The sequence below is a fragment of the Corallococcus sp. AB045 genome (genome assembly GCF_003668895.1).
In the GTDB taxonomy this organism is placed as follows: domain Bacteria; phylum Myxococcota; class Myxococcia; order Myxococcales; family Myxococcaceae; genus Corallococcus; species Corallococcus coralloides.
Map to the genome: position 1 here is coordinate 1 of NZ_RAWN01000137.1, position 26,905 is coordinate 26,905.

At 70.5% G+C, this 26,905-nt stretch carries 23 protein-coding genes; 12 read left to right on the top strand and 11 right to left on the bottom strand.

What is annotated here, in order from left to right; all coding sequences use genetic code 11:
• Positions 1-326 precede the first annotated feature (326 nt).
• The 3 genes from D7Y21_RS27835 to D7Y21_RS27845 all read left to right on the top strand — a co-directional run bounded on the left by D7Y21_RS27835 (position 327) and on the right by D7Y21_RS27845 (position 4,200).
• Complete coding sequence (locus tag D7Y21_RS27835; protein WP_233591551.1) at positions 327-2,264, top strand: FHA domain-containing protein; 1,938 nt, start codon at positions 327-329, stop codon at positions 2,262-2,264.
• Between the two features lie 105 nt (positions 2,265-2,369).
• Positions 2,370-3,707, top strand: a complete 1,338-nt coding sequence (locus D7Y21_RS27840) for a cyclic nucleotide-binding domain-containing protein (RefSeq protein WP_120563361.1) — start codon at positions 2,370-2,372, stop codon at positions 3,705-3,707.
• A 1-nt stretch (position 3,708) separates the two neighbouring features.
• Positions 3,709-4,200 (top strand): hypothetical protein, encoded by a 492-nt coding sequence (locus D7Y21_RS27845; RefSeq protein ID WP_120563360.1) that lies wholly within the window; start codon positions 3,709-3,711, stop codon positions 4,198-4,200.
• On the opposite strand, the gene D7Y21_RS27850 is transcribed toward D7Y21_RS27845, so the two are convergent.
• A complete protein-coding gene (locus D7Y21_RS27850; protein WP_121716767.1) occupies positions 4,197-5,804 on the bottom strand; it encodes a tetratricopeptide repeat protein in 1,608 nt (535 codons plus the stop codon). The two genes, D7Y21_RS27845 and D7Y21_RS27850, sit on opposite strands and share 4 nt — an antisense overlap.
• A 144-nt stretch (positions 5,805-5,948) precedes the next feature.
• Between D7Y21_RS27850 and D7Y21_RS27855 the strand changes: the two genes are divergently transcribed.
• Positions 5,949-6,917: a homoserine kinase gene (locus D7Y21_RS27855; protein WP_120563358.1), complete on the top strand. Its 969-nt coding sequence runs from the start codon at positions 5,949-5,951 to the stop codon at positions 6,915-6,917.
• A gap of 18 nt (positions 6,918-6,935) precedes the next feature.
• Here D7Y21_RS27855 and D7Y21_RS27860 read toward each other — a convergent pair whose 3' ends face one another.
• The 3 genes from D7Y21_RS27860 to D7Y21_RS27870 all read right to left on the bottom strand — a co-directional run bounded on the left by D7Y21_RS27860 (position 6,936) and on the right by D7Y21_RS27870 (position 10,428).
• The gene (locus tag D7Y21_RS27860) at positions 6,936-7,409 is read right to left on the bottom strand and encodes a nuclear transport factor 2 family protein (RefSeq protein ID WP_120563357.1); all 474 of its coding nucleotides are present in this window, start codon (positions 7,407-7,409) and stop codon (positions 6,936-6,938) included.
• Between the two features lie 73 nt (positions 7,410-7,482).
• On the bottom strand, positions 7,483-8,010 hold the full coding sequence (locus tag D7Y21_RS27865; protein WP_120563356.1) for a hypothetical protein: 528 nt from the start codon (positions 8,008-8,010) through the stop codon (positions 7,483-7,485).
• Between the two features lie 54 nt (positions 8,011-8,064).
• A complete protein-coding gene (locus D7Y21_RS27870) occupies positions 8,065-10,428 on the bottom strand; it encodes a hypothetical protein (RefSeq protein ID WP_199724276.1) in 2,364 nt (787 codons plus the stop codon).
• 25 nt (positions 10,429-10,453) lie between these two features.
• On the opposite strand from D7Y21_RS27870, the gene D7Y21_RS27875 reads away from it, so the two are divergent.
• The 4 genes from D7Y21_RS27875 to D7Y21_RS27890 all read left to right on the top strand — a co-directional run bounded on the left by D7Y21_RS27875 (position 10,454) and on the right by D7Y21_RS27890 (position 13,277).
• Positions 10,454-10,858, top strand: coding sequence for a TIGR02266 family protein (locus D7Y21_RS27875; protein WP_120528360.1), 405 nt, complete (start codon positions 10,454-10,456; stop codon positions 10,856-10,858).
• Positions 10,855-11,412 carry a DUF192 domain-containing protein gene (locus D7Y21_RS27880; RefSeq protein ID WP_199724275.1) on the top strand — a complete coding sequence of 186 codons (558 nt, stop codon included), beginning with the start codon at positions 10,855-10,857 and terminating at the stop codon, positions 11,410-11,412. Before D7Y21_RS27875 ends, D7Y21_RS27880 begins: the two co-directional genes overlap by 4 nt.
• A 148-nt stretch (positions 11,413-11,560) precedes the next feature.
• On the top strand, positions 11,561-12,862 hold the full coding sequence (locus D7Y21_RS27885; RefSeq protein ID WP_147469393.1) for an alkaline phosphatase PhoX: 1,302 nt from the start codon (positions 11,561-11,563) through the stop codon (positions 12,860-12,862).
• Positions 12,849-13,277, top strand: coding sequence for a hypothetical protein (locus D7Y21_RS27890; RefSeq protein ID WP_199735500.1), 429 nt, complete (start codon positions 12,849-12,851; stop codon positions 13,275-13,277). Before D7Y21_RS27885 ends, D7Y21_RS27890 begins: the two co-directional genes overlap by 14 nt.
• Positions 13,278-14,257: 980 nt before the next feature.
• Here the strand turns inward: D7Y21_RS27890 and D7Y21_RS27895 are convergent.
• The 7 genes from D7Y21_RS27895 to cglC form a co-directional block, all read right to left on the bottom strand.
• On the bottom strand, positions 14,258-16,036 hold the full coding sequence (locus tag D7Y21_RS27895) for a GGDEF domain-containing protein (RefSeq protein WP_121716772.1): 1,779 nt from the start codon (positions 16,034-16,036) through the stop codon (positions 14,258-14,260).
• A 139-nt stretch (positions 16,037-16,175) separates the two neighbouring features.
• Positions 16,176-17,408: a hypothetical protein gene (locus tag D7Y21_RS27900; RefSeq protein ID WP_120563352.1), complete on the bottom strand. Its 1,233-nt coding sequence runs from the start codon at positions 17,406-17,408 to the stop codon at positions 16,176-16,178.
• Positions 17,409-17,477: 69 nt separating this feature from the next.
• Positions 17,478-17,954, bottom strand: a complete 477-nt coding sequence (ybaK, locus tag D7Y21_RS27905; RefSeq protein WP_120548074.1) for a Cys-tRNA(Pro) deacylase — start codon at positions 17,952-17,954, stop codon at positions 17,478-17,480.
• A 5-nt stretch (positions 17,955-17,959) separates the two neighbouring features.
• Positions 17,960-19,102: a 5-(carboxyamino)imidazole ribonucleotide synthase gene (purK, locus tag D7Y21_RS27910; protein ID WP_120563351.1), complete on the bottom strand. Its 1,143-nt coding sequence runs from the start codon at positions 19,100-19,102 to the stop codon at positions 17,960-17,962.
• Positions 19,099-19,602, bottom strand: coding sequence for a 5-(carboxyamino)imidazole ribonucleotide mutase (gene purE, locus D7Y21_RS27915; protein ID WP_199724273.1), 504 nt, complete (start codon positions 19,600-19,602; stop codon positions 19,099-19,101). The genes purK and purE overlap by 4 nt, the downstream gene beginning before the upstream one ends.
• A 182-nt stretch (positions 19,603-19,784) precedes the next feature.
• Positions 19,785-21,218: a VWA domain-containing protein gene (locus tag D7Y21_RS27920; RefSeq protein ID WP_120563350.1), complete on the bottom strand. Its 1,434-nt coding sequence runs from the start codon at positions 21,216-21,218 to the stop codon at positions 19,785-19,787.
• A gap of 114 nt (positions 21,219-21,332) precedes the next feature.
• A complete protein-coding gene (cglC, locus tag D7Y21_RS27925; RefSeq protein ID WP_120563349.1) occupies positions 21,333-21,839 on the bottom strand; it encodes an adventurous gliding motility lipoprotein CglC in 507 nt (168 codons plus the stop codon).
• A 273-nt stretch (positions 21,840-22,112) separates the two neighbouring features.
• On the opposite strand from cglC, the gene D7Y21_RS27930 reads away from it, so the two are divergent.
• From D7Y21_RS27930 to D7Y21_RS27945, 4 genes are all read left to right on the top strand, one after another.
• Positions 22,113-22,940, top strand: a complete 828-nt coding sequence (locus tag D7Y21_RS27930; protein WP_120563734.1) for an outer membrane beta-barrel domain-containing protein — start codon at positions 22,113-22,115, stop codon at positions 22,938-22,940.
• Entirely contained in the window at positions 22,937-23,824 is an 888-nt protein-coding gene (locus tag D7Y21_RS27935) for an outer membrane beta-barrel domain-containing protein (RefSeq protein ID WP_121716774.1), read from the top strand. The genes D7Y21_RS27930 and D7Y21_RS27935 overlap by 4 nt, the downstream gene beginning before the upstream one ends.
• A gap of 6 nt (positions 23,825-23,830) precedes the next feature.
• Positions 23,831-25,882 (top strand): adventurous gliding motility protein GltC, encoded by a 2,052-nt coding sequence (gltC, locus tag D7Y21_RS27940; RefSeq protein ID WP_120563347.1) that lies wholly within the window; start codon positions 23,831-23,833, stop codon positions 25,880-25,882.
• A gap of 110 nt (positions 25,883-25,992) precedes the next feature.
• A partial coding sequence (locus D7Y21_RS27945; protein ID WP_121716776.1) for an MFS transporter occupies positions 25,993-26,905 on the top strand: 913 nt, incomplete at its 3' end.

The following is a 26,905-nucleotide window of genomic DNA, read 5'->3' on the forward strand; positions in this document are numbered from 1 at the left end:
CGCCGGGAGGACGCGAGGGCTCGGGGCATGGAGGGGCTCGTGGCTCTTGAGGAAGCGGGAATAGAGGAAACCTACATCGGAGACGGGACGCCGTGCGGGCCAACGAACCGGATCGAGCCCGTCTTCCCTGAAAGGAACGCTGGGAGCGCATTCCCACCGTGCGGTGGGCGCTCTAAGATGTTCGCCGCTTCAACCTGGACCCATCCATGCCTCCTCGCCGTCCATCACCGTCATCGCGTTCGGGTACCGGCCGTTCGGCCGGGGGCGCGACGGCGGACCGCCGACCCAAAGCCCCCGCGGGGGGCGGCTCCCGCCGCGTCTCCGCCGTGCCGGATGAAGACTGGTCCGCGCCGCTCTCCGGCGAGGACAGCCAGGACGGGGGAGACCCGGAGCTGTACGGCGACGCGGAGCCCGTTCGCTCGCGCACGGGCGAGACGCGGGTGGCCTCCATTGGCGACGTGCGTCCGGAAGTGGAGGAGCCCGCCGAGGAGGATGAGGACAACTCCGAGACGACGCGCGCCGGCCCCCCGGTGCTGATGCTGGTGCTGGACGGCCCGGACAAGGGGCGCAAGAAGCGCTTCAAGGGCGTGCGCATGGTGGTGGGGCGCAGCAAGGACTGCGACTTCGCCCTGGGCGACCAGACGGTGTCCCGGCGTCACCTGGAGCTCGTCTACGGCGAGAGCGGCGTGGTGATGCGCGACCTGGGCGGCATCTCCGGCACCCAGGTGAACGACCAGAAGGTCGACGAGTGCATCCTGAAGCACGGGGACGAAATCTCCGTGGGCAAGACGCGCCTGCGCTTCGTGGACGAGGGCGAGCTCATCAAGGAGATGCGCGCCAAGGCCGAGTCCGGCGAGTCGGACGAGAAGAAGGAGGAGAAGAGGGAGAAGAAGGACCCGCGCCTGGATGAGAAGACCAACGCGAACTACAAGCTCGCGGACCTGATGCGCGACGAGAAGGCGCGCAAGACGGGCGTGCCCCGTCCGCGTCCGGTGCGCTCGACGGCGCGCGAGGGCTTCAAGATCACCTTCAAGATGAAGGTGGGCGCGGCGGTGGGTGGCCTGGTGCTCCTGATGCTGATCGCGGGCCTGGCCATGTCCGGTGGGAACAAGCCGCCGCCCAAGCCGGTGGTGGACCCCAGCCAGGCGCGCGCCCAGGAGCTGATGCAGCGAGCGCGCGACAAGGTGCGCGACGGCGACTACCCGGACGCGGTGCGCTTCGCCCAGGAGGCGGAGAAGCTGCGCGTGGGCATCGACGTGGACGGCGTGGCCAAGGCGGCCCAGCAGCTCCAGGACATCATGGACGCCTTCCAGGCGACCCGGGACCTGATGGCGGAGAACCGCTACCCGGACGCGCGCGCGAAGCTGACCAGCACGCCGCAGGGCACGGCGCGCACGGACGAGGTGCGCAAGAAGCTGGAGGAGGAGCTGGACGTCAAGGAGCAGGCGTACACGCTGAGCCTGGTCGAGGCGGCGCTGAAGGAGCGCCGGCCGGACGACGCGCGCACCCTCATCGCGGAGCTGCCGCAGGGCACGCGCTCGCTCTACGAGGAGAAGCTGGCGGACCTGGAGAACCAGTTGGCCAAGGAGGCGCAGCAGGCCGTGCGGCAGGCCGGCATCCGGCAGGCGGTGGCCGCGGAGAACGCCAAGCAGCGCCGCGCGGAGTTCGTGGCGGAGGCCTTCCAGGACGTGGAGCGCCGCTTCAACGGCGGGGACTTCCAGCGCGCGTCGCTGGAGGTGGACCGGGTGATGGACAAGTACCGCAACGAGGCGGACATCCAGGCTCGCGCGCGCAACCTGAAGAAGCTCATCCCCCAGTTCCGCTCCGCCTTCGAGGAGGGCCAGAAGAAGTACGAGAACAACGCGCTGGAGGCCTCCGTGAAGCCGCTGCGCCGCGCGGTGGAGGTGTACCGGCAGATTGGCTTCGCGGGCTCGCTGGGCGACACGCTGGACAACGAGCTGGCGTCCGCGTCGGTGGCGGCGGGGCAGGCGGCCTTCAAGCGCAAGGAGTACCCGCTGGCGGGCCGCAGCTTCCGCGAGGCGCTGCGCCTCAACCCGGGTGACTCGCGCGCCCGCGACGGCCTGGACGAGCTGCAGAAGAAGGTGGAGGAGCTGTACCTGTCGGCGTACATCTCGCGCGACCGCGACCCCGCCCTGGCGACGGAGCAGTTCAAGATCGTCATCGAGGCGTCCGCGGACGGCGCGGACGTGAAGCGCAAGGCGGAGATGGCGCTGAGCGACCTGCAGAAGGCCGGCGGTTCGTAGCGCTTTAGCTGGAGCCAGGGGGCCGCCGCCCGTGGAATGGGGGTGGGCGGCCTCTCTCATGTATCCCTGTCACACCTGTCGTCGTGCGCGGTCTGGAGACACCGGATGAACGAGTCGTCGTTGCGTGAGCTGGGCATGGACCTGTTCGAGGAGCGCCAGTTCGAGCGCGCCCTCGCCGTCTTCGCGGAGGCCGTTCGCCGCGTGCCCGCGGACCACCGCTCGCGCATGCTGGCGTCCCGGTGCCTGGCGGAGCTGGGTGAGCGCGAGCGCGCCGTCACCGCGTACCACGCGTGCGCGGAGGGGCTCCTGCGCCGCGACTACCTCTTGAGCGCCATGGCCGCGTGCAAGCTGGCCCTGGAGCTGTCGCCGAACGAGCGCCGCCTGAAGGATACGCTCTACCGCGTGCACTCGCGCGCCGCGCGCAGCGCCCCGGGCCGCGCCGCCGTGCCGCCGCCCCTGCCGCCGGAGCACCTGTACGACGGCAAGGTGGACACGGACCTGATGGGCCTCGTTGGTGAGGAGCTGTCCAACCGCGCGATTGAAGTGCTGGCCGCTCCGGACACCGGCGGCACCGCGGATCCGCAGAGCCGTCCGCCCCTGCCGCTGTTCGCGGACCTGGACCGGGACGCGTTCTTCGACCTGGTGGGGCGCATGGTGTGGCGCACCATCAAGCCGGAGGAGGTCATCAGCCGCGAGGGTGAGCCGGATGATCACCTGCACGTCATCGTCGCCGGCAAGGCGGAGGTGACACGCAGGACGGACGGCGAGGACCGCACGCTGGGCTTCCTGGGCGGCGGCTCCATCTTCGGGGAGCTGGCGCTGCTCACGGGCGCGCCGCCCACCGCGTCGGTGACGGCGGTGTCGGACTCGGAGGTTTTCGAAATCCGCCGCGAGCACCTCAACGCGGTGGCGAAGAGCCACCCGGCGGTGCCGCAGCTGCTGGCGGACTTCGCGCAGCAGCGCATGATGCGCAACCTGATGGCGAACTCGCCCCTGTTCCAGCAGCTGCCGGAGTCGGAGCGGGGCGCGTTCTTCCAGCGCTTCACCTTCCGCGCGCTGCAGCCCGGCGAGAGGGTCCTGGTGGAGGGCGAGTACTCCCAGGGCCTCTTCCTGGTGCTTGCCGGCGAGCTGACGGTGCAGAAGGAGGACCCGGCGGGCGGCATGGTGACGCTGGGCGTGCTGCGCGAGGGTGACGTGGCGGGAGAGATTTCACTCCTCACGGGCCTGCGGGCCACGGCCACGGTGTCCGTGACACGCAAGACGGCGGCGGGGTGGCTCAAGCGCGAGGCCTTCCAGGAGCTGGTGACGACCTTCCCCAACATCCGCACGTACCTGGAGCAGCTGTCCGACCGCCGCCTGAAGCAGATTGGCGAAGCGCTGCGCCCGCTCGAAATCATCGACGCGGACGACATGATGCTGGAGCCGGAGACCGGGGCCGCCTGAGATGGTGCTGACTCGAACCCGGGTGTTGAGCGGCATGGCGGCGGTGGTCGCCGCGGCGCTCGTGCTGTTCTTCTGGCCGCGTGAGGAGCCGGGCGTGAAGGACGCCGTCACCCGGCGCATCATCGCGATGACGCGCTCGGCGGAGGACAAGGACGTGGGCGAGGTGATGGAGGGCGTGTCCGAGCGCTTCAAGACGACGGAAGGCTGGAGCAAGAAGGACGTGCGCGGCATCCTGACCGCGCAGGTGCTGCGCGGTCAGTGGGTCCGCATCTTCACCACCGACATCGACGTGCACGAGGTGTCACCCACGCAGGGTGACTTCCAGGCGCGCTTCATCTTCGGCCGCTCACAGGCGGACAAGCTGGAGGACCTGGCCCGGGACAGCGTCCTCAACGCCTACTCCATCGAGGGCACCTTCGAGAAGGAGGACGATGGCGAGTGGCGCGTGGTGAAGGCGAAGCAGCGCCGGTTGGATCCCTCGGAGCTGTTCTAGCGCGTCACCGCGGCGGGGTCGTTGCCGTTGAAGAGCGGCCCCGCCTCCGTGAGCCACGCCTTGGCCATGGCGGCCTGGCCGCTGGTCTCCAGGCGCTGCTTGATGTCGTTGGCGCGCGTGGCCAGCTGCTCCACGGGCGCGCCCTGGGCACGGGCGCGCACGAGTGAGAAGTAGTGCTGCTGGCACCCGGCTGCGAACTCGCCCTGGGCGAAGAGCAGCTCACCCAGCGCCGCGTACGCCTCCGGCATGCTGCCCGCGCCCGTCTCCGGGGCCACGGCGGTGAGCAGCGCCTTCGCGCCGTCGAAGTCCTTGCGCGCGAGCAGCAGCGCGCCCTTGGCGTACTGCGCCCGCGCCAGTCCCACGCCGCGAGCCGCGAGCGCCTTGTCGTAGGCCGCGAGCGCGTCGTCCTGACGGCCGGCCGCCTCCATCACGCCGCCGCGCGCGAGCCAGTACCGGTCGTCCCGGTCCAACGCGGGCAGCTCCTTGCCGTCCGCCGTCCGCGTCTTCACCTCGCGGAAGGTCTTCTCGTAGGTGTCCAGCATGGCCAGCGCGCCCTCGCCGTCGCCCTGGGCCTGGAGCAGCCGCGCGCCCTCCAGCGTCAAGAGCGGCGCGGTGGGCCGCTTCGCCGCCGCCGCCTCGAAGGCCTGGCGGGCCTCCGGGGCGCGCTTCACCGCGAGCGCACGGCCGCGGGTGAAGAGGGCGTAGTGGTCCTCCGGCCAGGCCTTGAGCGCCGCGTCCACGTGGGTGAGCGCCTCGTCCGGGGCGCCCTTCACCAGGGAGACCTCCGCCTGGACCACCGCCACGCGGGCCTGGAGCGCGGGCGTCAGCTCCTTGCCGCGCGAGCGCACCTCCTCCAGCAACTCCGTCACGCCGTCCGGAGGCCGCCCCGCGTACAGCTGCGCCAGGGCGGACGTCACCCGCGACAGCAGGTGATCCGGGTTCGCGGTGGTGGCGCGCGAGAAGGCCTCCACCGCCTGGGGGAACATCCCCTCGTCGAGCAGCGCTTCACCGTAGGCCCCGGAGAAGCGTGGATCCTTCCAGGCCCCTTCCGCCGCGCGCGCGAAGGCCTGGCGGGCCTCCGAGAGGCGCCCCTCCTTCTGCAGCAGCCGCGCCTGGGCCAGCGTCAGCCGGGGGCTGTTGGCGCCCTGGGACTTGAGCTCCTCCAGCAGCTTGTGCGCCTCCTCCGTCTGTCCCGCGCCCACGAGCAGCAGCGCCCGGGCGCCGTAGCGCTCACCGGAGCGCGAGCCCAGCGCCTCCGCGCGCTCCAGCTGCTCGCGAGCCTTCGCGTCCGCGCCGGGCTGGTGGTGGGTGAGCCACAGCTCCGCCTGGAGGTCCGCGGCCAGCGCCCGCGCGTCGCGCGAGTCCGGCGCGAGCGCGAAGAGGGCCTCCAGGTTCTGCTGCGCCATGGCCAGGTCGCTGGGGTTGCCCTTCAACACCGCGGAGCGCGCCGTGCGCAGGTGGGCGTCCACTTCCTGGCGTACCTGTCCCTGGTGCACGTACCAGGCGACCCCCGCCGCCAGCAGCACGGCGACGACGCCAATCTGGGCCAGGGCGCTGCCGAGTCCCTCGCGACGCTTCCAGTCACCGCGGCCCGACGTTTCCATGGGGGTGGCCTCACGCGCAAAGATTGAAGATTTTCAGACAGTTATGCGAAGTAGGACGGGCATGGACAGATAGGTCCGGCCCCCTGGGGTGTCAACGGGTGGGGGCAGCACGCACGCGGGGGCGGCACTCCCCGGAGGCACGTCATGGCCGTCTACACGACACTTCCCCCCGAGGCCTTCACCCAGGTGGCGGATGTCTGGGGCCTGGGGGCGGTGCGCTCCATCACGCCGATTCCCCAGGGCTCCATCAACACCAACCACCGGCTGGAGACGGACGCGGGCCGCGTCTTCGTGCGCCACACGACGGTGCGCTCGCCGGACGACCTGCGCTTCGAGGCATCTCTCTTGGATCACCTGTCCCGCGCGCACTTCCCCGCGCCGGTGCTGCTGGTGCCTCCGGGGCCCACGCCCTTCCTGGAGCTGCACGGCGGGCGGATCAGCGTCTTCAAGTGGCTGGCCGGCGAGGAGTACACCCGCGACCGCCTCACGCCGGAGGTGCTGGAGCGCCTGGGGGCCGAGCTGGGCAAGCTGCACCGGGTGACGCAGTCCTTCGGAGGCACGCGCGCGAACCCCTACGGCCCCGCCCTGGTGAAGGGCTGGCTGGAAGGCCTGTCGCAGCGGCCGGAGCCGGAGCTCGTCTCGGTGGCGGCGGAGCTGGAGCGGTACCTTGCGCGCGTGGAAGCCGAGCGCCAGGGACTGGAGCCCCGGGGCGTCATCCACGCGGACCTCTTCCTGGACAACGTGAAGTGGCTGGGCGACCGCGTGGGCGCCTTCTTCGACTTCGAGATGGCCTGCGTGGACGCGTACGCGCTGGACGTGGCCATCACCCTCAACGCGTGGTGCTTCGAGGGGGCGTACCAGCCCGAGCGGTGCCAGGCGCTCCTGCGGGGCTACCAGGACGCGCGGCCGCTGTCGGACGTGGAGAAGCGGGCGCTGTACGGCCACGCCCTCTACGGCGCGGTGCGCTTCACCACCAGCCGCATCCGCGACTACCACCTGTCCCCGCTGGGCGCGGACAAGCTCGCGCCCAAGGACTTCCGCACCTACCTGTCCCGCGCGCGGGCCCTGGATGACATGGGCCCGGACGGGCTGAGGGCGCTCGTGGGCGTGTGACGGGGAATGCTCCGGCGGCTAGATGCCGGAGACGATCTTCCAGTCGCCGTCGATCTTCTGGAACACCATCTGCTCCAGCTCCGAGTCCGACTGGGGCCGGGCGTTGAGGCCGGGCATGCGCCAGGACGCGTTCCAGTAGTAGATGGCGAGCGCGACGTCCTCGTCCTCGTGGAACTCCACGCGGCGGATGTTGAAGTCCACCTTGGGGTTCTGGAGCTTCTGGAAGAGGTCCCGGAGGTGGGACTCGAGGTTGGCGGCGGTGAGGTCGTCCGCCGGGTCGTCGGGGGTGCCGGCGTCGTCGCGGAACTTCGGGGACACCAGCGCCTGGATGGCCTTCGCGTCGCGGGCCTCCAGGGCGGCTCGGTACTTCTCCATCACGGCGAGGATGGCGCGGGTTTCACCGGTGTCTTCCAGCTCCGTGCCGGGGATGCGCTTCGGGGCGCATGCGGCCAGGAAGAAGACGGCGCAGAGGGCGAGGAAGCGGTTGTGCATGGCGGGGCCTTATGGGTTCAACCGCATTTGTGTCAACCCATTCCCAGGCCCCGCCGCCCTCCGTGCGCTTTGACTATTTGGCGCGGATGACTTCAGCGATGAAGCGGTTGAGCACGGGCAGCTCGCCGTCGAGGATTTTGAGGCCCTCCGTCTTGATGAGCGGCTCGGCAATCATCGCCACGGGCTTGAGCAGGAAGGGCACCTTGAGCGACAGCTCGCCCTCCATCTTGCGCTCCGTCTGGCCATTGCCCAGGTCGCGCAGCTTCAGCACGCCCGTGTTCACCAGCATCTTGGAGATGGTGTGGGAGGTGGGCGTGTTGGTGAACGAGAGCTGCTTGGTGCGCTTGTCGTAGGTGGACGTCTCGATGAAGGCGAACCACTCCGGCGACACCTTCTTGGGGCCCACGGAGGAGATGACGGGCTTGGGGCGGTAGCGCACCTTGCGGTGCACGCGGTCACCGTCGACACGCACCTCCTGGGGCTGCAGCTCCAGCAGCACGCCGTGGTGCTGGAGGAGGTACGGAAAGTAGCGCTCGTCCAACAGCGCGCGCTCCACCTCGTCCACCGTCCCCTGGATGTACTGCGTCTTCTCGAAGTGCATGCCCCATCCACCTTTCCGTCGATGCGTGAATCGTCTCTGCGCAGGGGCCCGCGTCTAGCGGAAAGCCTGACGCGGCACCAGGGGCCCGCGATAGGCCGTCTGCTCGAAGTCACATCGGGCCTGCCACTCGGAGGCCGCCGCCCGGAAGGCGGCCCCGTAGTCCGGCAGCGCGCCCACTTCATGCCGCACGGCGCCGCAGTCGCCCGCCAGGTAGGCGTCTTCAATCTTCAGCCGCGTGGCTTCCCGGCGGATGGCCTCCGGGAGGGTGGTGTCCGAAAGGGCGCGCTGGAGCTGCTCGCCCGCGAGCGCCGGGGCCCCCACCTGGTGCAGCCGCCGCCCCATCAGGTAGTGCAGCCACGGATCCTGCGGCGCCGCGAGGAGGGCGCGGTCCAGCAGCAGCAGCCGCAACTCCTCCTGCGGCGCGCGGAAGTACGCCTCGATGGGCGCGCGGCGCGACGGCGTCTCCAGCGCGGCCAGCTTCACCTGGGCGGTACGGGTGAGCTCCGGCCCCGGGTCCAGCGCGAGCGCGGCCTGGAGGAACGCGCGCGAACCCTCCACGTCCTCCAGGCGGAGGGCCACGTCGGCGCGGGCCACGGCCACCTCCGCGGCGAGCGCGGGCCGGTCCTTCACCTGGTCCGCGAGCGCGGCCAGCACCTTCGCCGCGTCGGGCCCGCGCTCCAGGGCGTCCAGGGCCACGGCCTGGCCCAGCTGGTAGGAGGGCTCCTCCGGCTGGAGCCGGGCGGCGCGCTGGTAGCGCTCGAACGCGTCCTGCGGGTCGCTGGCGAGTGATTCGCGGGCGGAGTCCGACAGGCGGGCCACCTCTCGGGCGCAGGCGCGGGTGAAGAGGCTGCCGGTGCGGAAGCGGGCGAAGGCCCGCGCGAGCGCGGACGCGTCCAGGGGCAGCGCGTCCAGGGTGCGCTCCCATTCGGTGACGAGCTCGTCCAGGGGCCGGCCATAGGCCTCGTTGAAATCCGCGTGCGCGTAGACGGCGCGCAGCCGGTCCGCGCCGTAGGTGTCCGCCAGGTAGCGCAGGAAGGAGCCCGCCACGGTGTACGCGCGCGCCGGAGCGGACTGGTAGAAGCCCTTGGGCCCCATGAGGTCGCGCATGTCCGGGGCCAGCCCCTGCCGCCGCATGCCCGCGGCCCACTGGTGCAGGGTGAGCTCGCCCTGGACGGGGTCGTCCGCGGCCACCGCGAGCCCCTCAATCACGCCCATCAGCGGCCACACGCCCAGCCGGGTGGTGACGCGGAAGAAGCCGGAGCCCGCCGGGCCCGCCATCACGTGCGCCAATTCATGGTGCAGCGTGGAGTGGGGGAAGGGCTTGTCCTGGATGTGCAGCTCCGTGCGCCAGGGCTTGGCGAACTGGGTGCGGCCGGCGCCCACCAGCCGCTGCTTCTCGTCCTCGGAGCGGTAGAGCCACACGCGCACGCGCTCCGTGGGGGCCACGCCCAGGAAGCCCGACGTCTGGGCGAAGCGGAACTCCAGGTCGCGGGCCATGCGGTCCACGTCCTGACGCGCCTTGCCGCGCGGGTAGTGCAGGACGAAGTGCTCCGTCTCCCGCACCCCGCCCAGCTGCTCGGAGAGGTACGCATCACTCATCCGCAGGCCCAGCTGTGGTGCGCGGGACTCCAGCCAGAGGATGCCCAGGGCGCAGGGGAGCACCAGCCCCAGCAGCCCGGCCATGCGTGCGCCCTTCAGCGCCAGGCGCCCGGTGCGCACGTCCAGCAGCGCGATGGCGAGCCCCGCGAAGACGCCCACCCACAGGAGCGTCTCCAGGCGGAACCAGCCCAGCGCGGCCGTCATCTGGAGGGCCTCGTCGTAGAGCGGGCCGGGCAGGTGGCCCAGGAAGATGTTGAAGGCGAACACCTGCGGCCCGAAGACGATGGGCCACACCGTCACCGCCAGTGAGGCGAGGAGGAGCAGGGCGTACAGGCCCGCCGCGCCCCGGGGCCGGGCCGTCGCGAAGCCCAGGAGCACGCCCGCGGCGGAGGCCACCAGGGCGGAGGGAATGGTGAGCAGGGGGTAGAAGCCCGCCAGCTCGAAGGGGTCGCACGCGGTGCGAAACCGGGCGAAGAGCAGGGCGCACACGAAGGGGGGGACGAGCACCCCCAGGTTCAGGACGATGCTGGCCCCCAGGGCGCGGCCCACGGCGGTTCCGGGCAGGGCGGACGCTTCCACCCGGGCGGGCAGGGGGGCGGCGCCCGCGAGGATGCGGCGCTCCTGGGCGGCGGCGGCGATGCCTGTCCCACCTCCGAGCAGGCCGATGGCGATGGACAGGGCCAGGCCCAGCTCGAAGCCGGGGACCCCGAAGAGGGGGAGGAGGACAAGGGCCGACCCCCCACCGCCGAGCAGCAGTACGGTGGCCAGGACGGCTGGACGGCCCAACAGTGCACGGGCACGGGGGAGGACTTGCCGCATGGCGTCCCCTATACTCCCCGGCCGCATGTCCGAACAGAAGAGCGGATCCGAACTGCGCACCCACGGTCGTGCGCCCATCGAGCTGAAGGTCGACTACAAGAAGCTCAATTCGTTCTTCGCTGACTACACGAAGAACATCAGCAAGGGCGGCACGTTCATCAAGACGAAGAAGCCGCTGCCCATTGGCACGCGCTTCCTCTTCAAGCTGACGGTGCCGCACCGAGAGGCACCCTTTGAATTGCTGGGCGAAGTCGTCTGGTCCAAGGCCGACGCGGAGGAGCCCGGCATGGGCATCCGCTTCATCTACAGCAGCGAGTCCCAGCGCGTGGACTTCGAGACACTGGTCGAGCGGCTCATGTCGGACAGCCTGGGCTCCGAGCTGACCGAGAAGCTGCTCAACAAGCCCCTGCATCCCCAGCACCCGTCATGAAGACGCGGACGCGCCTCACGTTCGTCCTGGCGGCGCTGGCCTTCGCGGGCGGCGCGTGTCAGGAAGCGCCCGCCGCGCCTCCGAAGCCCGCCGCGCCCGCTCCGGCGCGTCCCCGGTCCAAGGACGTGTCGGCGGAGGACTACGTGATGCCGACCCTGCCGCGCGCGCACGTGCGGCTGAAGGATGCCTACGGAGGTGTGCACCGCGTGGAGGTGGAGGTGTCCGCCACGGACGAGTCGCGCACGCGCGGCCTCATGTGGCGCAAGTCGCTGCCGGCCGGGCAGGGCATGCTCTTCATCTTCCCGGATGAAGAGGTGCGCGGCTTCTGGATGCGCAACACGCTCATCCCGCTGGACATGCTGTTCATCACGTCCGAGGGCCGCGTCGTGGGCATCATCGAGAACGCGGAGCCGCGCACGCTGACGAACCGCACGGTGGGCATCCCCAGCCAGTACGTGCTGGAGGTGCCGGGCGGCTGGTGCCAGAAGAACGGCATCGTCCGCGGCGGCACGGCGGAGTTCGAGGGCGTGAGCACCCTCCCCATCACGCCGTGACGCAACGGGAGCCGGTGATGCGCGTTTGTCGCGCGACCGGCGTGCCCGTGATGAAGAAGTGACGCGCTGCTCAAGGCAGCGCCACGCCGCCTCCTCAGGATTCGCGCCGCGCGTCGAAGCGCGCGCCACCTTCTGGAGGATGCACTGCATGGCTTCGCATCTGTTGAGCCTCGCCACGGGCGCGATGCTCTTGCTTGGCACCGCGACGTGGGTGGGCTGCGAGGGCGCTCAGGGCCCCGCGGGTGTGGACGGCGTGAAGGGCCAGGATGGTCAGGACGGAAAGGACGGCGCCCAGGGGCCCTCGGGTGAGCCGGGCGGTCCGGGCCCTGGTGGTGTCCAGGGACAGCCGGGGCCGGGCGCCACGGCTCGCGCGCCGGGCGTGGAGTCCGGTACGCCGCTGTCGTCCGTCATCGCCGTGACGTTCCGGGGGGACCTGGGCACGGGCGCGACCAACGTGGCGGAGTACGTGAAGGCGCGCGTGGAGCAGGTCGTCACGGGGAGGCTGCCCTCGCCGCTGGTGTTCCCGCTGTCGTCCGCGTCCACGGACACGGTGCGTTCGGTGCCGGGGCTGTACCCGACCACGGTCATCAAGTGGATGGATCCACTTGCCTTCGCGAAGGGCGGGGCGCGCTTCGGGGCGAACGTGGACTACATCGCCTTCTTTGGTGACGGCTGGTCGCAGGACGGACGCGCGCCGCGGTACCACGGGCAGGCCTCGGCCGGCTGGATGTGGATCAACCACGAGTACATCTCCGGCACGAAGCCGCGCGTGGGCACGGCGCCCATCGGGCAACACCTGGACTTCGCGCGCTTCCTTCGCAACACGGGCTCGTTGTCCAACACGGTGGCGGACGGCACGTCGTGGCAGGCGGACGCGCTCGTCTCCTACAACCGCGAATGGAAGAAGCAGGTGGGCGGCACCTGGATGCGCGTGGTGCAGGACCCCGCGACGGGCGGCTGGGCGGTGGACCGCAACGCGGCCAACGTGCGCTACGACGCCTCCAGCGTCACCCTTGCGAAGGTCGTGGGCGTGACACTGTCCGGCGAGGAGCACGACGACTCCGGCGCGCCGCTGGCGGCGGGCGTGGTGCCCGGTACGCACTCCAACTGCTCCGGTGGCCAGACGCCGTGGGGCACGGTCATCGTTGGCGAGGAGAACGTGCAGGGCGTCTACGGCGACCCGGAGGCAGCGCTGTGGACGGGGAAGAACGACTGGATCGCGGCGGCGCCGGGTTTCGCGCCGGGGGCTCCGCTCGCGCCTGATTTCTCCGCGCCGGCGGAGGGCGACATGATCAGCAGTGGGGACCGCGACTCCACGCACCTGAAGGACGGCTACGGCTACCTGACGGAGGTGGATCCGGGCCAGCCGGCGGACCTCTGGTACGGCAAGGACGCGGAGAAGCCGGGCGCGGGCCACCGCCGCGTTTCAACGCAAGGTGCCAGGGCGTGACGGCTGGCGGACCCAGGACCTGCGAGGCCTGCCGGATGTGCCGCAGGCAGGGCACACCGCGCCGGAGACCGCGACGTACTTCGAGCGAGTGCAGGGCGGCGATGAGTTCCGTGCAAACGAAGAGCTGCTCGCGCGCTTCTTCCCGAACGGAGTGCTGGACCTGCCAGCGGTCAGGCGCGCGGCACCAGGAGGGGATCGCGACCTCGCGTGGTTGGTGACGCCGTCACGGGAGCGGGCGCTCCAGCTCAACAAGGCCTACCTGGGGCTGGTGCGGGAGCAGGCGTTCGCGTTGGGACGGGACACGCTGCTGGCGCCGCCCGCGAACGTGCACCGCGCCGTGGAGAACGGCTCCACCGAACTGGAGGCTACGGGTCGCCTCTACACCGACGGACGGCTGCACCTGGCCTGGGAGTAGGGCGCGGCGCTCGCGAAACGGTCTGTCGCGCTGCATAGGGTCTCGCTGGCGAACCGCCGCACCGCGTCCAAGAACGGCGAGTACCTGCGCCCCCGGCCATTCAGGGTGTCCCCCTTCCGCCGGACGCGGCAAAACCTGTCGGACAGTCGGACAAGTTCCCGCCGGTCGAAAAGAGGGGGAGGGCCCCCGGCCATGGCTTGCCGAAACCTGTCGGACAGTCGGACAGGTTTCAGCCGCACGGGTGGCGCGAGGCCCCCAGCTCCGGTTCATCCAACCTGTCGGACAGTCGGACAGGTCTTGCTGCGCGGATGGGCCGGAAGGCCCTCTCGCCACAGGCCTCCAAACCTGTCGGACAGTCGGACCGGTTTCCGCTGCCCGGATGGACCGGATGGCCTCCTCGCCACAGGCCTCCAAACCTGTCGGACAGTCGGACCGGTTTCCGCTGCTCAAGCGGAGGGGAGGGCCCCCGGCGATGGCTTGCGGAAACTTGTTGGACCGTCGGACAGGTTTGCGCTGCTCGGACGAACCGGAAGACCCTTCGCCACGGGGCATCCCAAACTTGTCGGACAGTCGGACAGGTTTCCGCCGCCCGGGTTGCGCGGGGCCCCCCATCCGCGGTTCGCCCAACCTGTCGGACAGTCGGACAGGTTTGCGCTGCTCGGACGAACCGGAAGACCCTCCGCCACGGGGCATCCCAAACTTGTCGGACAGTCGGGCAGGTTTCCGCCGCCCGGGTTGCGCGGGGCCCCCCCATCCGCGGTTCGCCCAACCTGTCGGACAGGTTTTCCTCCGCCCGGATGGGGCGGCGGGCCCAGCGCCGGTGCTCCCAACCTGTCGGACAGTCGGACAGGTTCGTGCTGGGTGCCGCGGCGGGGAGTCCCGGCGGGCAGGGGGCATTCCCGTGGGCGTGCCGCGCCGTGCCGTCTCGGCGGGCTCGGATGGATGGCCTCGCCTCACCCGCTAAGTGAGGCGCGGTCCGGCTACTTCACCGCGCCGGGCTGGAACAGGAACGTGCTGGTGTGCGTCTGCGCGGAGACGGCCTTCACGCGCTTGCGTAGGGCCGCGGCGACGGCGGACAGCTCCGCCGGGTGGGGGTTGGCGGACAACCCCTGGTGGTCCACCGCCGCGAGGCTCAGCGTCACCGGCACCGTGTTGCCCGCCGCGTCCTTGGCCGTGAAGCCCCCGCGCCGCAGGTCCTCCGGACCGTAGAGCGGGACCTTCTCCGCGTCGAAGCGCTGGCAGAGCGTGCGCAACACCTCCGGCGCCACCGCGTCCGGACACACGAGCACGAAGTCGTCGCCGCCCACGTGGCCCAGGTTCGAGCCTTCCGGCAGCAGGTGCAGACACTCCGAGAGCACGCTCGCCGTGTAGCGGATCACCCGGTCGCCCTGGAGGAACCCGTAGCGGTCGTTGTACGCCTCGAAGTGATCCAGGTCCGCGTAGATGACCGTGAACGCGCTGCCCTGGAGCGCGGCGCGGATCCACCGTTCGATCATCCGGCTGCCGGGCAGATCCGTCAGCGGATGCGCGCCCGTCGCCGCGTGCTGCTCCAGGTCCGAGGCCCGCGCGATCAGCTGCTTCATCGTCACCGTGCCCAGGAAGTGGCCCTTCGCGTCCGTCACCACCACCGGGTCGTAGACGGACTCGGGCGGACGGCGCATCGCCATGCGCGCCAGCGCCGTGATGGCCGTCGCATCTTCCACCACCATCGGCGCCTCGCGCGGCTCGTCCGGAAGCGCGGACTCCGTGCTGGCGGCGGTTCCCCCGAAGCGCGCGTAGAAGCTCCGCCGCGTCACCACCGCGTGCGGCTGCTCGCCGTCCAGCAGCACGACGTGGTCCTCGCCCGGCGTGCGGCGGAAGAGCCGGTCCAGCTCCACCGCCTGCGCAGTCACCGGCGCGCACGGCGGGCGGATGATCATGCTGCCCACCGTCTCGTCATCCTCGTGCTCGCGGTGGTGCAGGGCTCGGATGGCCTCGCGGCAACGCTCCGCGAAGTCCGCTCCCGGCCGCTGCGGCGAGCTCACGGGCCGCGCCAGCAGATAGCCCTGCGCGTGCCGGATGCCCAGGCGCAGCAGCACGGCCAGCTCGTTCCACGTCTCCACTCCTTCAGCGATGAGCACCGCGTCCACGCGCTGCGCGAACGCCACCAGCGACTTCACCAGGTGCTGCCGGTACGTGTGCAGGTGGATGTCCCGCACCAGCGCCTGATCCAACTTGATGAAGTCCGGCGCGCTGTGCACCAGCGTCACCAGGCCCGAGTGCCCCGCGCCAAAGTCGTCCAGCGCGATGCCGAAGCCCTGCTCCGCGTACCGCCGCGCGAGCATGCGAAGCTGCTCCGTGTCCTCGAACGTGCTGCGCTCGGTGATCTCCAGCACCAGCTGCTGGGGACTCAGGCCGTGCTGACGCAGCAGCTCCAGCGTGGACGCGCCGCCGAAGCGCTCGTCGCTCAGCACGTCCGGACTGACGTTGAAGAAGAACGGACCACGCCGCTGCGCCTCCGGCAGCGTGGCGATGCGGCGCACCGCCGCGGTCCAGCACGCGCGCTCCAACTCGTAGGTGAAGCCCTCCACCCGCGCGCGGTTGAACAACTCGTTGGGGGACTCCACCGGGCCCAGGCCTCGCGACAACACCTCGTGGCCGAGGACCTCGCCGCTGAGCAGATCGACGATGGGCTGGAAGACGGTGGCGACCCTCGGCTCGTCACCGTTCCAGAGCCAGGGCGGTGGTGGTGCGGGCTTGCTGGGGGAGGGCAGGCTCATGGCTCCCGAAATGTACCGCGCTCTGGCGCAAGCTTCAGTCCCCCCCGACCACTCGGCAGGGCCAACATCGAAAACGGACGCTTGCCAAGGGCGTCCCCCAGGGCCCGGGGCGGGAGGGCCCCGTCAGCCTCCCCAGGTCCTATTCCCCCTGAATCCGCTGGATTTCCGGCACCTTGGCGCCCTCGGATTCTGCTGGTGACGGATCCACCGGGATCACCGGGGCCACGTTCGCCGCCGCCACCTGGGTCAGCGTGACCTGGGCAGCGACCGCGTCCATCGCCTGGCCCTCCTCTCCCTGAGCGGTCGAGAGGGCGCGGAACCGGCGGGCCAGCGAGGCCAGCTCCGCCGCCTTCAGCTGGGCCTGACCGCTGCGCAGGGACAGCAACGCCACGCGCGCACGCTCCAGCAGGGCCACCTCCGCGCGCAGCCTCGCGAGGATGCGCTCGCGCCGCTGACGCATGTCTCCCAGCCGCTCCACCTCCTCCGCCAGCGACGCCGCCGCGGCCTCCAGCTGCCGGCGCGCCACCACGTCCGTGCTCGCGCGAGCGCTGCGCTCCAGGCTTTCGCGCTCCGCCTGCAACTCCGCGGCGGCGCGCTCCTCCAGCTGCGCCTCCACGCCGGCCCACTCGGACGCCAGCTCCACCGCGCCCCGGGTGATTCGCGCCAGCGTGCGGGCCAGCTCCTCGCGCGCGGGCTCGCGGGGCAGCTTCGCCAGGGACTGGCCGCATTGACGGTAGAGGGACAGCGCACGTTCGGACAGCGTGTGGAAGTCACCGGAGAGCTGGGGCAGCAGCTCCTCCGCGCGCGCCTCCACCGGGTCGGCCGTCAGCCCCAGGTGCGCGGCGATGGCGCCCAGCCCCACGAAGAGCCCCACGATGCCGCCCACCACCGCCGCCGCCAGCAGCGTGGGCGTGGCCACGGACGCCAGCCGCACCGACAGGATGTTCGCCACCACGCCACCCGCCAGCGTGAGCCCCGCTCCCAACACGGCGCCCAGGCCGTAGTGCACGAGCGTGGGGCGGGCCTCCGCGACCTGCCCCTCCTCGCCCAGGTCGTTGAGGCGGGAGCGCACCAGCAGGGCGCCCGCGGCCGCGCCACTCGTGGCCACGGTCCACGCGGGCGACAGGCCCAGCCCATAGGGCAGCGCGACGAGCAGCAAGCCCAGGCCACTCAAGAGTCCCCGGTCCCACCGGTCGCCTCGCGCGCACGCCAGCACCACCGCCGCGGGCACCAGCCACGTCAGCGGCATCGGCATGCCCACGCGGAAGGACAGCCACTGCACCAGCCCCGCTCCGGCGCCTGCCGCCAGCGCGCGCGTGACGGTGTGCTCGAAGGCTTCGCGGTGGTGGAATTGCAACACGGCGGCATTCATCGGGACACCCCGGGAACGGCCCCCACGGGCCGGGAATGTCCCTTCGAACGCGCGGCTCGTGAAAAGGGTCTACGCCTTCGGACGCGAAATGGGTCCCGGCTTGCCCTTCGTCACGCGGAGGTAGTCCGCCGGGGCGAGGACGATCTGCGTCCCGCGCACCCCGGCCGACACGGCGACCGCGTCGAACAGCTCCAGCGTCTCATCCACGAAGACGGGGTAGTCCTTCTTGCCCCCCAACGCGGTGACGCCGCCCCGGATGTAGCCGGTGAGCGGCTGCAATTCCTTGAGGGGGACGGTGTCCACCTTGCGGTCGCCAGACAGCCGCGCCAGGGCCTTCAAATCCAGCTCCGCGTTGCCGGGCACCACCGCCATCAACACGCCGGTGCGGTCGCCCTTGGCCACCAGCGTCTTGAAGACCTGCTCCGCGGGCATGCCCACCTTGGCGGCCACCGTCTCCGCGGACAGGTCGTCCGGATCCACGTCGTAGTCGCGCAGCGTGTACGCGATGCCGAGCGAGTCCAGGAGCCGGGCGGCGTTCGTCTTCATGGGCGTTACATCCCCAGGGCCGTGGCGGCGGCCTTCACGCGCTGGAGCGCGTCCTCGGGCGTACTGCCCACCGCGGACAGGTGGCCCATCTTGCGGCCCTTGCGCGCGTCGCGCTTGCCGTACAGGTGCAGCCGGACGCCGGGCATCGCCAGCGCCTGCGCGAACCTGGGCCCACCCTCCTGGAGCCACAGGTCGCCCAGCAGGTTCACGATGGCCGCGGGGCGCACCACCTCCACGGAGCCCAGGGGCAGGTTGCACACCGCGCGCACGGCCTGCTCGAACTGGCTCGTCAGGCACGCCACTTCCGTCGAGTGGAAGCTGTTGTGCGGCCGGGGCGCCACCTCGTTGACGAGCAGCGACCCGTCACCCAGCAGGAACATCTCCACCACCAGGAGCCCCTCCACCTTCAGCCCGGCGGTGATGTCGCGCGCCACCTGCGACGCCTGCGTCAGCACGGCCTGGGGCAGCGGACCCGGCAACAGCGACCACGCGAGGATGCGCTCCTCGTGGTGGTTGAACGCGGGCGGGTACACCGCGAGCTGCCCATCCGGCCCTCGCGCCACCAGCACGGACAGCTCCGCCTTCAGGTCCAGCGCGGCCTCCACCACCACGGAGCGCTCACCCAGTTCCTTCCATGCGGCGCCCGCCTCGGAGGCAGCCGTCACCTCGTACTGGCCGCGCCCGTCATAGCCACCCTCGCTGGACTTGATGAAGCACTTGCCACCCAGCGCGGTGATGGCCGCGGACAGCTCCGCCTCCGAGTTGGCCTCGCGCCACGGGCCCAGCGGGAAGCCGCCCTTCGCGAGCCAGCCCTTCTGCCGGCCGCGGTGCTGCACCACCTCCAGCACGGAGGCGCCGGGCCGCATGGGCGCGTGACGCGACACCGCGTTGAGCGTGGACAGCGACACCTTCTCGATCTCCAGCGTCACCACGTCGCACTGGCGCGCCAGGTCCTCGGCCGCCGTCGTGTCGGAGAAGGACGCGGTGAGGCAGCGGTCCACCACCGAGCGGGACGGGCACGCCGAGTCCGGATCCAACGCCTGCACCTGGTAGCCCAGCGTGCGCGCCGCGAGCGCCATCATGCGCCCCAGCTGGCCGCCGCCCAGGATGCCCAGCGTCCCGCCCGGCAGCACCATGGGGCCGCTCATCCCGCCACCTCGCGCTGCGCCAGCACCTCATCCGTGCGGGCCTTGCGCCAGGCGGCCAGCCGCTCGCGCAGCTCCGGGTACTTCAGCGCCAGGATGGCCGCCGCGTGCAGCGCCGCGTTGGCGGCCCCCGGCTTGCCAATGGCCTGCGTGCCCACCGGGACGCCCTTGGGCATCTGCACGATGGAGAGCAGCGCGTCGAAGCCGGACAGCACCGTGGTGGGCATGGGCACGCCCAGCACCGGCAGGAGCGTCTTGCTGGACACCATGCCGGGCAGGTGCGCCGCGCCGCCCGCCGCGGCGATGATGACGGACAGCCCGCGGCCTTCCGCGCTGGACGCGTACTCCATCATCCAGTCCGGCGTGCGGTGCGCGGACACGATGCGCACCTCGTGCGGGATGCGCAGCTCGGCGAGGATGTCGATCGCCGGTTGCAGGTGCTCAAGGTCGCTTCTGCCGCCCATGATGACCCCGACCCACGGGGTGCTCGCGCTCGCCGCCATGCTTGTCCGCGCCTCCAGTGCGCCCTGCTTCCAGGGGGTGAAGCCTGGAAGAACGCGGAGATAGGGCCACGCGATTCCGGAGGTCAACCGCGAAGATGTGACGTCGCGATGGCGGGCGGGCAGGGGGGCGGGCGATGCCCCCTTGCACGCCCCGGGCCTTCAAGGCCTGCGCCTCAGGGGGCTCAGTACGTCGAGCCCATGCGCCCGAAGCTCTTGAGCGCCTTCACCTTGCTGTTCTTCACGGCGGCCTTCTGGGCCTCCTCGGACTCCGCGTCGTCGTATTCCTGCATCGCGCGGGCCTGCTCGGCCTGATCCGCCGCCACCGCCGCCGCGCCCGCCACCGTGCCCGCCTCCATGAAGAGGGCCTGGTTCTGGGAGAGGTAGCCCTTCGCTTCCGCCTTCTTGCCCTGGCTCATGGCCTCCGCGGCCTTCTGGAGGTTCTGCGCGCTGCGGGCCCGGGCCGCGTACACCGTGGCCTCCTTGTCCTGGCGCTGGACGACCTCCTCCTGAATGTTGGTGGCCACCGCGGCCAGCGTGGACTGGTCCTCCACGTTCTTCTGCACCAGCAGGTCCGTGTACGCGACCTTCAGCCCCGCCACCTGCACGGACTGGCCCGGCGCGGTGCCCGTCACGTGCAGCCTCGCCACCACGCGCTCCACCTGGCCCGCGGAGAAGTCCGGCAGCGCCACGCGCACGGTGTTGCCGGCCTGGTGCGCGCGGTAGCCCAGCACCTCGCCCAGCGTCGTGCCCGGGGGCAGTTCGAAGGACAGCTCCACGTTGCGCGCCACCGCGGTGGTGGCCTGCTGCAGGTCGCGCTGGAAGAGGGTGGACAGCTTGCTCGCGTCCTCCAGGAAGCCGTACGCGCCGGCGCCGTACTCCGCGAAGGCCTGCATCAGGTCCTCGTTGAAGTCCGTGCCCACGCCAATGGAGCTCACCGTGATGCCGGAGGCGCGGATCTCCCTCACCACGTTCTTCAGCCCCTCCTCGTCGGACACCCCTTCGGTGGGCTGGCCGTCGCTCATCAGGATGAGGCGGTTCACCGTGGCCGCCCCGCCCATGGCGGACGCCAGCTGCGTGCGGCCCACGGACAGGCCCGCGCTGATGTTGGTTCCGCCGTCATCCCAGATGCCGTCGATGAACTGGACCATCCGCTCGCGGTTGCCAGAAGTGGCCGGCAGGGACGGCAGGCTCTTCACGTCGCTGCCGTAGTGCACGATGGCCAGCCGGTCCTCGTCGCGCAGCAGCGTCACCAGGTGCCGCGCGGCCTGCTTCGCCTGCTGGAGCTTGTAGCCGCTCATGGACCCGGACCGGTCGATGACCACCGCCAGGTTCACCGGGCTGCGCTTCGCCCCGGGCACCTCCGCGCCGGTGAGGTCCACCGTCACGTACGTCTCCGAAGGGCCCACCGGCACGTACGGGTGCGACAGCCGGCTCGTGACCTGGAGGCTGCCCGTGGATGCGCGCGGCCCCGGCGGCGGGACGGGCTGGGGGGGCGTGGGCGGCGCCACGACGACGTGCGGCGTGGGCGGGAGGCCGCCCCCGCGGGGCATGCCCAGCACCAGCGCGGTGAGGGCAAGGCCACCAGCCAGGGCGAGGAACAGGACCGTACGATTCATGGCAGGGCTCCAAAGGCGTTTGAAACGCGGGCCCTGCCTTTACGAACGGGGTGCGCGAAAAGGTCTAACCCTTTCGCGCGAGGCGACTGTTCAGTGGGCTGTTCAGCCCGGACTTCAGTTGCCCTGGGCGTCCGGCACGGCGCCCGCGCAGAAGTAGGGCGAGTTGTTCTCCCCGAAGGTGCGCCGGTAGAAGCTCTCGTCGGCGACCTTGATGGCGTCCAGCGTGTCCTGGTCCAGGAGCAGGGGACGGCACGTCATGCGCTCCTTGAGGCCCTCCGGCACGTCGCCCACGGTGCGGGTGATCTCGCAGCCCGTCGTGGTGCCCTGCACGCACTCCTTGCTGCAGTAGCCCAGGGCGAACGCCTCCGGGGTGTCGCTGCGGGGGCTCAGGTCGTCGCGGACGCAGATGAGGTCCTCGCAGTCCAGCGAACCAAAGGAGATGAAGTCCTGATCCACGGCGATGTCCTTCTCCTGGATCTCCATGAACTTGCGGCCCTGTTTCTCCTGCTCCTCGGCCGTGGCCCTGCGCACCAGTTGGCACGGCTTGCCCAGCTCGGTGGTGACGTCGCAGCCTCCCAGCATCAGGGCGGCGGACAGGAAGAGCGCGGTTCGCACGAACATCTTTGGGACCTCTAGGAAGGATGGAAGCAGGGCGCGCATGGGGGGAGGACGACGCCCGGAACCCGCGAACGGTAGCACACCGCTTCTTCGCGCCAACCCCTGACCCGCGGGGCGTGAGCACAGTGGAATTGTGAAGGGATACGGGAGGAATACAGAGGAGGCAGGCGCATTCTGCTGGTTGATGGTTGGGAATACGGCCGATAGGATGGAGTGGCTGATGTCATGCTGCCTTCCGGTGGCAGTACGTTCCCTCCCCCCACGGAGCGCCCGGACTTGAACCGCCCCACGCTGCTGCTTGCGCTGAGCCTGATGTGGCCCGCGCTGGCCCCCGCCCAGAACCAGCCAGGCATGGGCCTCGATCTGACCGAGGACGCCCAGGCCAAGCCACCCGAAGAGAACCCCGCGCCGCCGCCGGACGAGGAAGCCCGTCCCGCGTCGCCGCCAGCCGCCACCCCGGCGAAGGACATCCCGATCGAAGCGCTGATGCCGCTCACGGACATCACCCAGGACGACCGGGTGAAGAGCGTTCAGCGCAAGGTCTACCTGAAGAAGAACCGCCTGGAGATCTCACCGTTCGTGAGCCTCTCCGTGAACGACCCGTTCTATTCGAAGTTCGGCGGCTCGCTGCGCGCGGCCTGGTACCTGTCGGACACGCTGGCCATCTCGGCGCGTGGCTCGCTCATCCAGGTCATCCCGTCGGATGACGTCCGCACGGCGAAGCGCACCTTCAACAGCAAGATCTACAACTCCGTGCCGAACTGGTCCGCCATGGGCGACCTGGAGTGGGCGCCGCTCTACGGCAAGGTGTCCTTCCTCAACTCCATCCTCCACTTCGACGGCTACCTGCTGGGCGGCATGGGCGTGGTGAGGACGGAGACCTCCGCGCTGCCCGACCGCGGCCTCAACCCTGCCTTCGACCTGGGCCTGGGCATGCGCTTCGTCACCAAGGACTACCTGGCCGTCAACGTGGCCCTGATCAACACCTCCTACGTGGACCAGCCCCTGGGCAGCAGCAAGGGCGCCCTCCAGAACGTCATGACCCTCAACGCGGGCATCTCCATCTTCCTGCCCCTCAAGTCGACGGGGAGGGAGTCCGAATGAAGCCCGCCTTCCGTCTGCTCCTGACCCTGTGCGCGGGCGTGCCCACGCTCGCCGCCGCCGACCAGGCCCCCGCGCCCGCTCCGGCCGCCGCCGCTCCGGCCACGCCCGCGCCGGCCCCGGCGGCTCCGGCCCCGAAGACCGCGGCCAACTCCAACCCGCCCAACACCTCTCAAGAGGAGGAGGCCGGCGACGTGTCCGAGGTGGACAAGGACGCCCTGGGGCCCCTTCGCGAGCGCATCCGGCCGGTGTCCGGCCACATGTTCCTCAAGAAGGGCCGCTTCGAGGTGAGCCCGTCCGCGTCCATCACCATCCGCGACGCGTTCTTCAAGAAGTACCTCTTTGGCGGCACCGTCACCTACTTCCCCACGGAGACGCTGGGCGTGGGCCTGCGCGGCGGCTACGCGCTGAACTCCGTGGCGGGCTCCGCGCAGAAATGCACCTTCACGCCGGGCGAGGGCGGTGACACCCGCGGCTGCAGCCCGCCGACCCGGGAGGAGCTGGACGGGTATGCGCCCGGCCAGATGACCCTCATGGGCGGCGTGGACGTCCAGTGGGCGCCCATCTACGGCAAGCTGTCGCTGCTGGCGGAGAAGTTCGTCCACTTCGACATGTACGGCGTCGTGGGCGCGTCCGTCGTCCAGTACAAGGGCCCGGCGGAGCCGCTCGCGGACAACACGCCCGTCGCGGGCAGCAAGTCGTACCTCACGGGCGGCGGCAACGTGGGCGTCGGCCTGCGCTTCTTCTTCAACCGGTGGATGACGCTGCGCACGGAGCTGCGCGACATCATCTACGTGGAGAAGGGCCGGGAGCCCACGCCCAGCTACCTCCGCAACCAGATCCTGTTCGAGCTGGGCCTGTCCTTCTTCTTCCCCTCCGGTTCCTAAAGACTCATGCGCACCCACCGGTTCCTCCGCCTCGCCGTCCTCGGGCTCACGCTCGCGTACACGGCCCCCACGCTGGCCCAGTCCTTCGAAGGACTGGACCTGGCTGGCCAGTCGAAGAAGAAGAAGAAGGGGGCCTCTTCGAAGGCTTCCTCGAAGAAGAAGACTTCCGCCAAGCGCGGCAAGGGCAAGGCGGCCACCCCGGCCGAGGCCGAGGACGCGGACGAGTCCTCCACCGCCACCAGCGCGCCCGTGGGCAACCCCGCCACGCCGCCCGCAGCGGTGACGACGACGCCCGCGCCGACGGCCACTCCGGCCGCGCCCGCCGCGAAGCCCACGCCGTCCGCGAAGCCGGCCGCGCAGGGCAGCCCCGGCCTGGGCCTGGACCTCACGGGTGACAACGACAAGCCGCCCGCGCCCACCATGACGTTCGACGCGGTGGACGTGTCCGGCAAGACGGCGGACCGCCAGCGCCTGGACGCGGCCGTCAGCCTGTTCAAGAACGACGAGTACGAGAAGGCCGCGATGGCGTCCCACGAGCTGTTGGGGGACCCCAAGCTCCAGGGCCTGCACGTGGAAGCGCGCTACGTGCTCGCCAAGTCGCTCTACCGCATGGGGCTGTACCACTCGTCGCTGGGCGAGTTCTCCAAGATCCTCGCCGCGGGCCCGTCCACGAAGTTCTTCAAGACGAGCCTGGAGTGGCTGTTCTTCATCAGCCGCAAGACGCAGAACGAGACGGTCATCCTGGATGAGATCGCCCGGTACGCGAACTACGAGTTCCCGGAGAAGTTCCGGAACGAGTTCCGCTACCTGCTGGCGCGCTACCACTTCGTGCGTGGCCGCGCGCTGGACCAGGTGGGCCAGACGGAGAACGCGGACAAGTCCTTTGAAGAAGTGAAGCGCCTGGCGCTGACCATCCCGCGCACGGACGTGTTCTACCCGCGCGCGAAGTACCTGGAGGGCCTGGCCTTCTTCCGCAACGGCACGAACCACAAGGACGCGGCGGCCAAGCGCGGCAACACGGACGTCATGGCGTCCGTGGAGGCGATGAAGGAAGTGGTGCGCCTCACCCGTCCCATGGCGGGCCGCACCGGCGAGCAGGCGAAGCTGGACAAGTCGCTGCGCGAGCTGGCCTTCATGCAGCTGGCCCGTACGCACTACGGCATGCAGCAGAACCGCTTCTCCATCTTCTACTTGAACAAGGTGGAGCGCGGGAACACGCAGTGGCTGGAGGCCCTCTTCGAGTCCTCCTGGGCCAACTACCGCATCGGCCAGTACGAGCAGGCGCTGGGCAACCTCATCACCCTGTCGTCGCCCTTCTTCCGCGAGGAGTACTTCCCGGAGGCGCTCATCCTCAAGGCGGTCATCTATTACGAGAACTGCCGCTACCGGGAGTCCAACCTCATCCTCCAGGACTTCGAGCGCACCTACCTGCCCGTGCACGACGAGCTGGACGGGCTCGTGAAGAAGAACATGGATGCCTCCGAGTACTACACGGTGCTCGCGGACGTGCAGAAGAAGAACAAGGAGGGCCTGGAGAAGAACGGCACGGACGTCATCCTGGAGCGCATCCTGCGGCTGGCCCTCACGGATCAGGACCTGAAGAAGACCAACGACTCCATCCTGGAGCTCGAGGGTGAGATGGACCTGTTCTCCAACAAGGGCGACACGTTCAAGTACTCGGAGCTGACCAAGCAGCTGCTGGAGGAGCTCAAGGTCCAGCGCACCAGCCTCATCTCCAAGGCCGGCATCATGGCCAAGGGCAAGCTGGAGACGGAGCTGGGCGCGCTCAAGCTGCTGCTGGCCAACGGCCTGCGCATCAAGTTCGAGACGACCACCAAGGAGAAGGAGTTCCTGGAGGAGCAGCTCAAGGCGGGCGGCCGCACGGCCATCGTCAAGAAGTACAAGTTCTCCGTGGCGGTGGCGGACGATCAGCTCTACTGGCCCTACGAGGGCGAGTACTGGCGTGATGAGCTGGGCACGTACCAGTACACGATGACCAAGGGCTGCATCGAGCGCGACTCGGCCAACCGTCAAATCCAGTCCGCCGAGGCGATGTAGACGCCTCGCGCTGAGAGTGGGATTCTTCCCGGCCGCCGGAGCGCCCCGTATGTGCGCTCCGGCGGTCTTGTCTTTTCCAACGGTCCCTCGCGGGACGAGGGAGTGCGAAGTTGGCTCGGGAGGCGTCGCTGCGGGTGGTGTTCGGCATCGCCGTCCTGGACCTCATCGGGTTCGGCATCCTGATTCCGCAGCTGGGCGTGTACGGCGTGCGCTTTGGCGCTTCCCCCTTCACGGTGGGGCTGCTCGTCGCGGTGTACTCGCTGATGCAGCTGGTGGCGGCGCCCATCATGGGGCGGCTGTCGGACCGGTTCGGCCGGCGGCCGGTGCTGCTCATCTCCCAGGTGGGCTCCCTGGTGGGCTACGTGCTGTTCGCCTTCGCGCACACGCTGCCCCTGCTGTTCCTGTCCCGCGTCATCGACGGGGTGTCCGGTGGCAACGTGTCCACGGCGCAAGCGGTGGTGGCGGACATCACCAAGCCGCATGAGCGCGCGCGGGGCATGGGCATCATCGGCGCGGCGTTCGGCCTGGGCTTCGTGCTGGGGCCCGCGCTGGGCGGCGTGCTGGGGGCGTGGGGCGGCAACCTGGCCATCGGCCTGTTCGCGGCGGGGCTGTCCGCGCTGAACCTCATCAACACCTGGTTCTTCCTGCCGGAGACGCGCAGGGCGGACTCGCCGTCCGCCACGACGCGCAACATGCGGGGCGCCGCCGCCGCGTTGACGCTGCCCGTCGTGGGCCGGTGCGTGGTGCTGGTGCTGCTCTACACGGTGGCCTTCGCGCAGATGGAGGGCACCTTCTCCGTGTACCTGCTGACGCGCTTCCTCTCCTCCGGGCCGGTGCCGCTGGAGGGCGGGTGGCTGGTGCACGCGGTGCACCCGGACGCGGCCGTCCTGAAGGAGGCGAGCCTGCGCTCCGGGGCGCTCTTCGCGGTGGTGGGCGTGCTGTCCGCGCTGGTGCAGGGCGGGCTGATGCGCCGGCTGGTGGCGGCCAGCCATGGCGCATCAGGCCATGGGGCGGCAGGTGCCC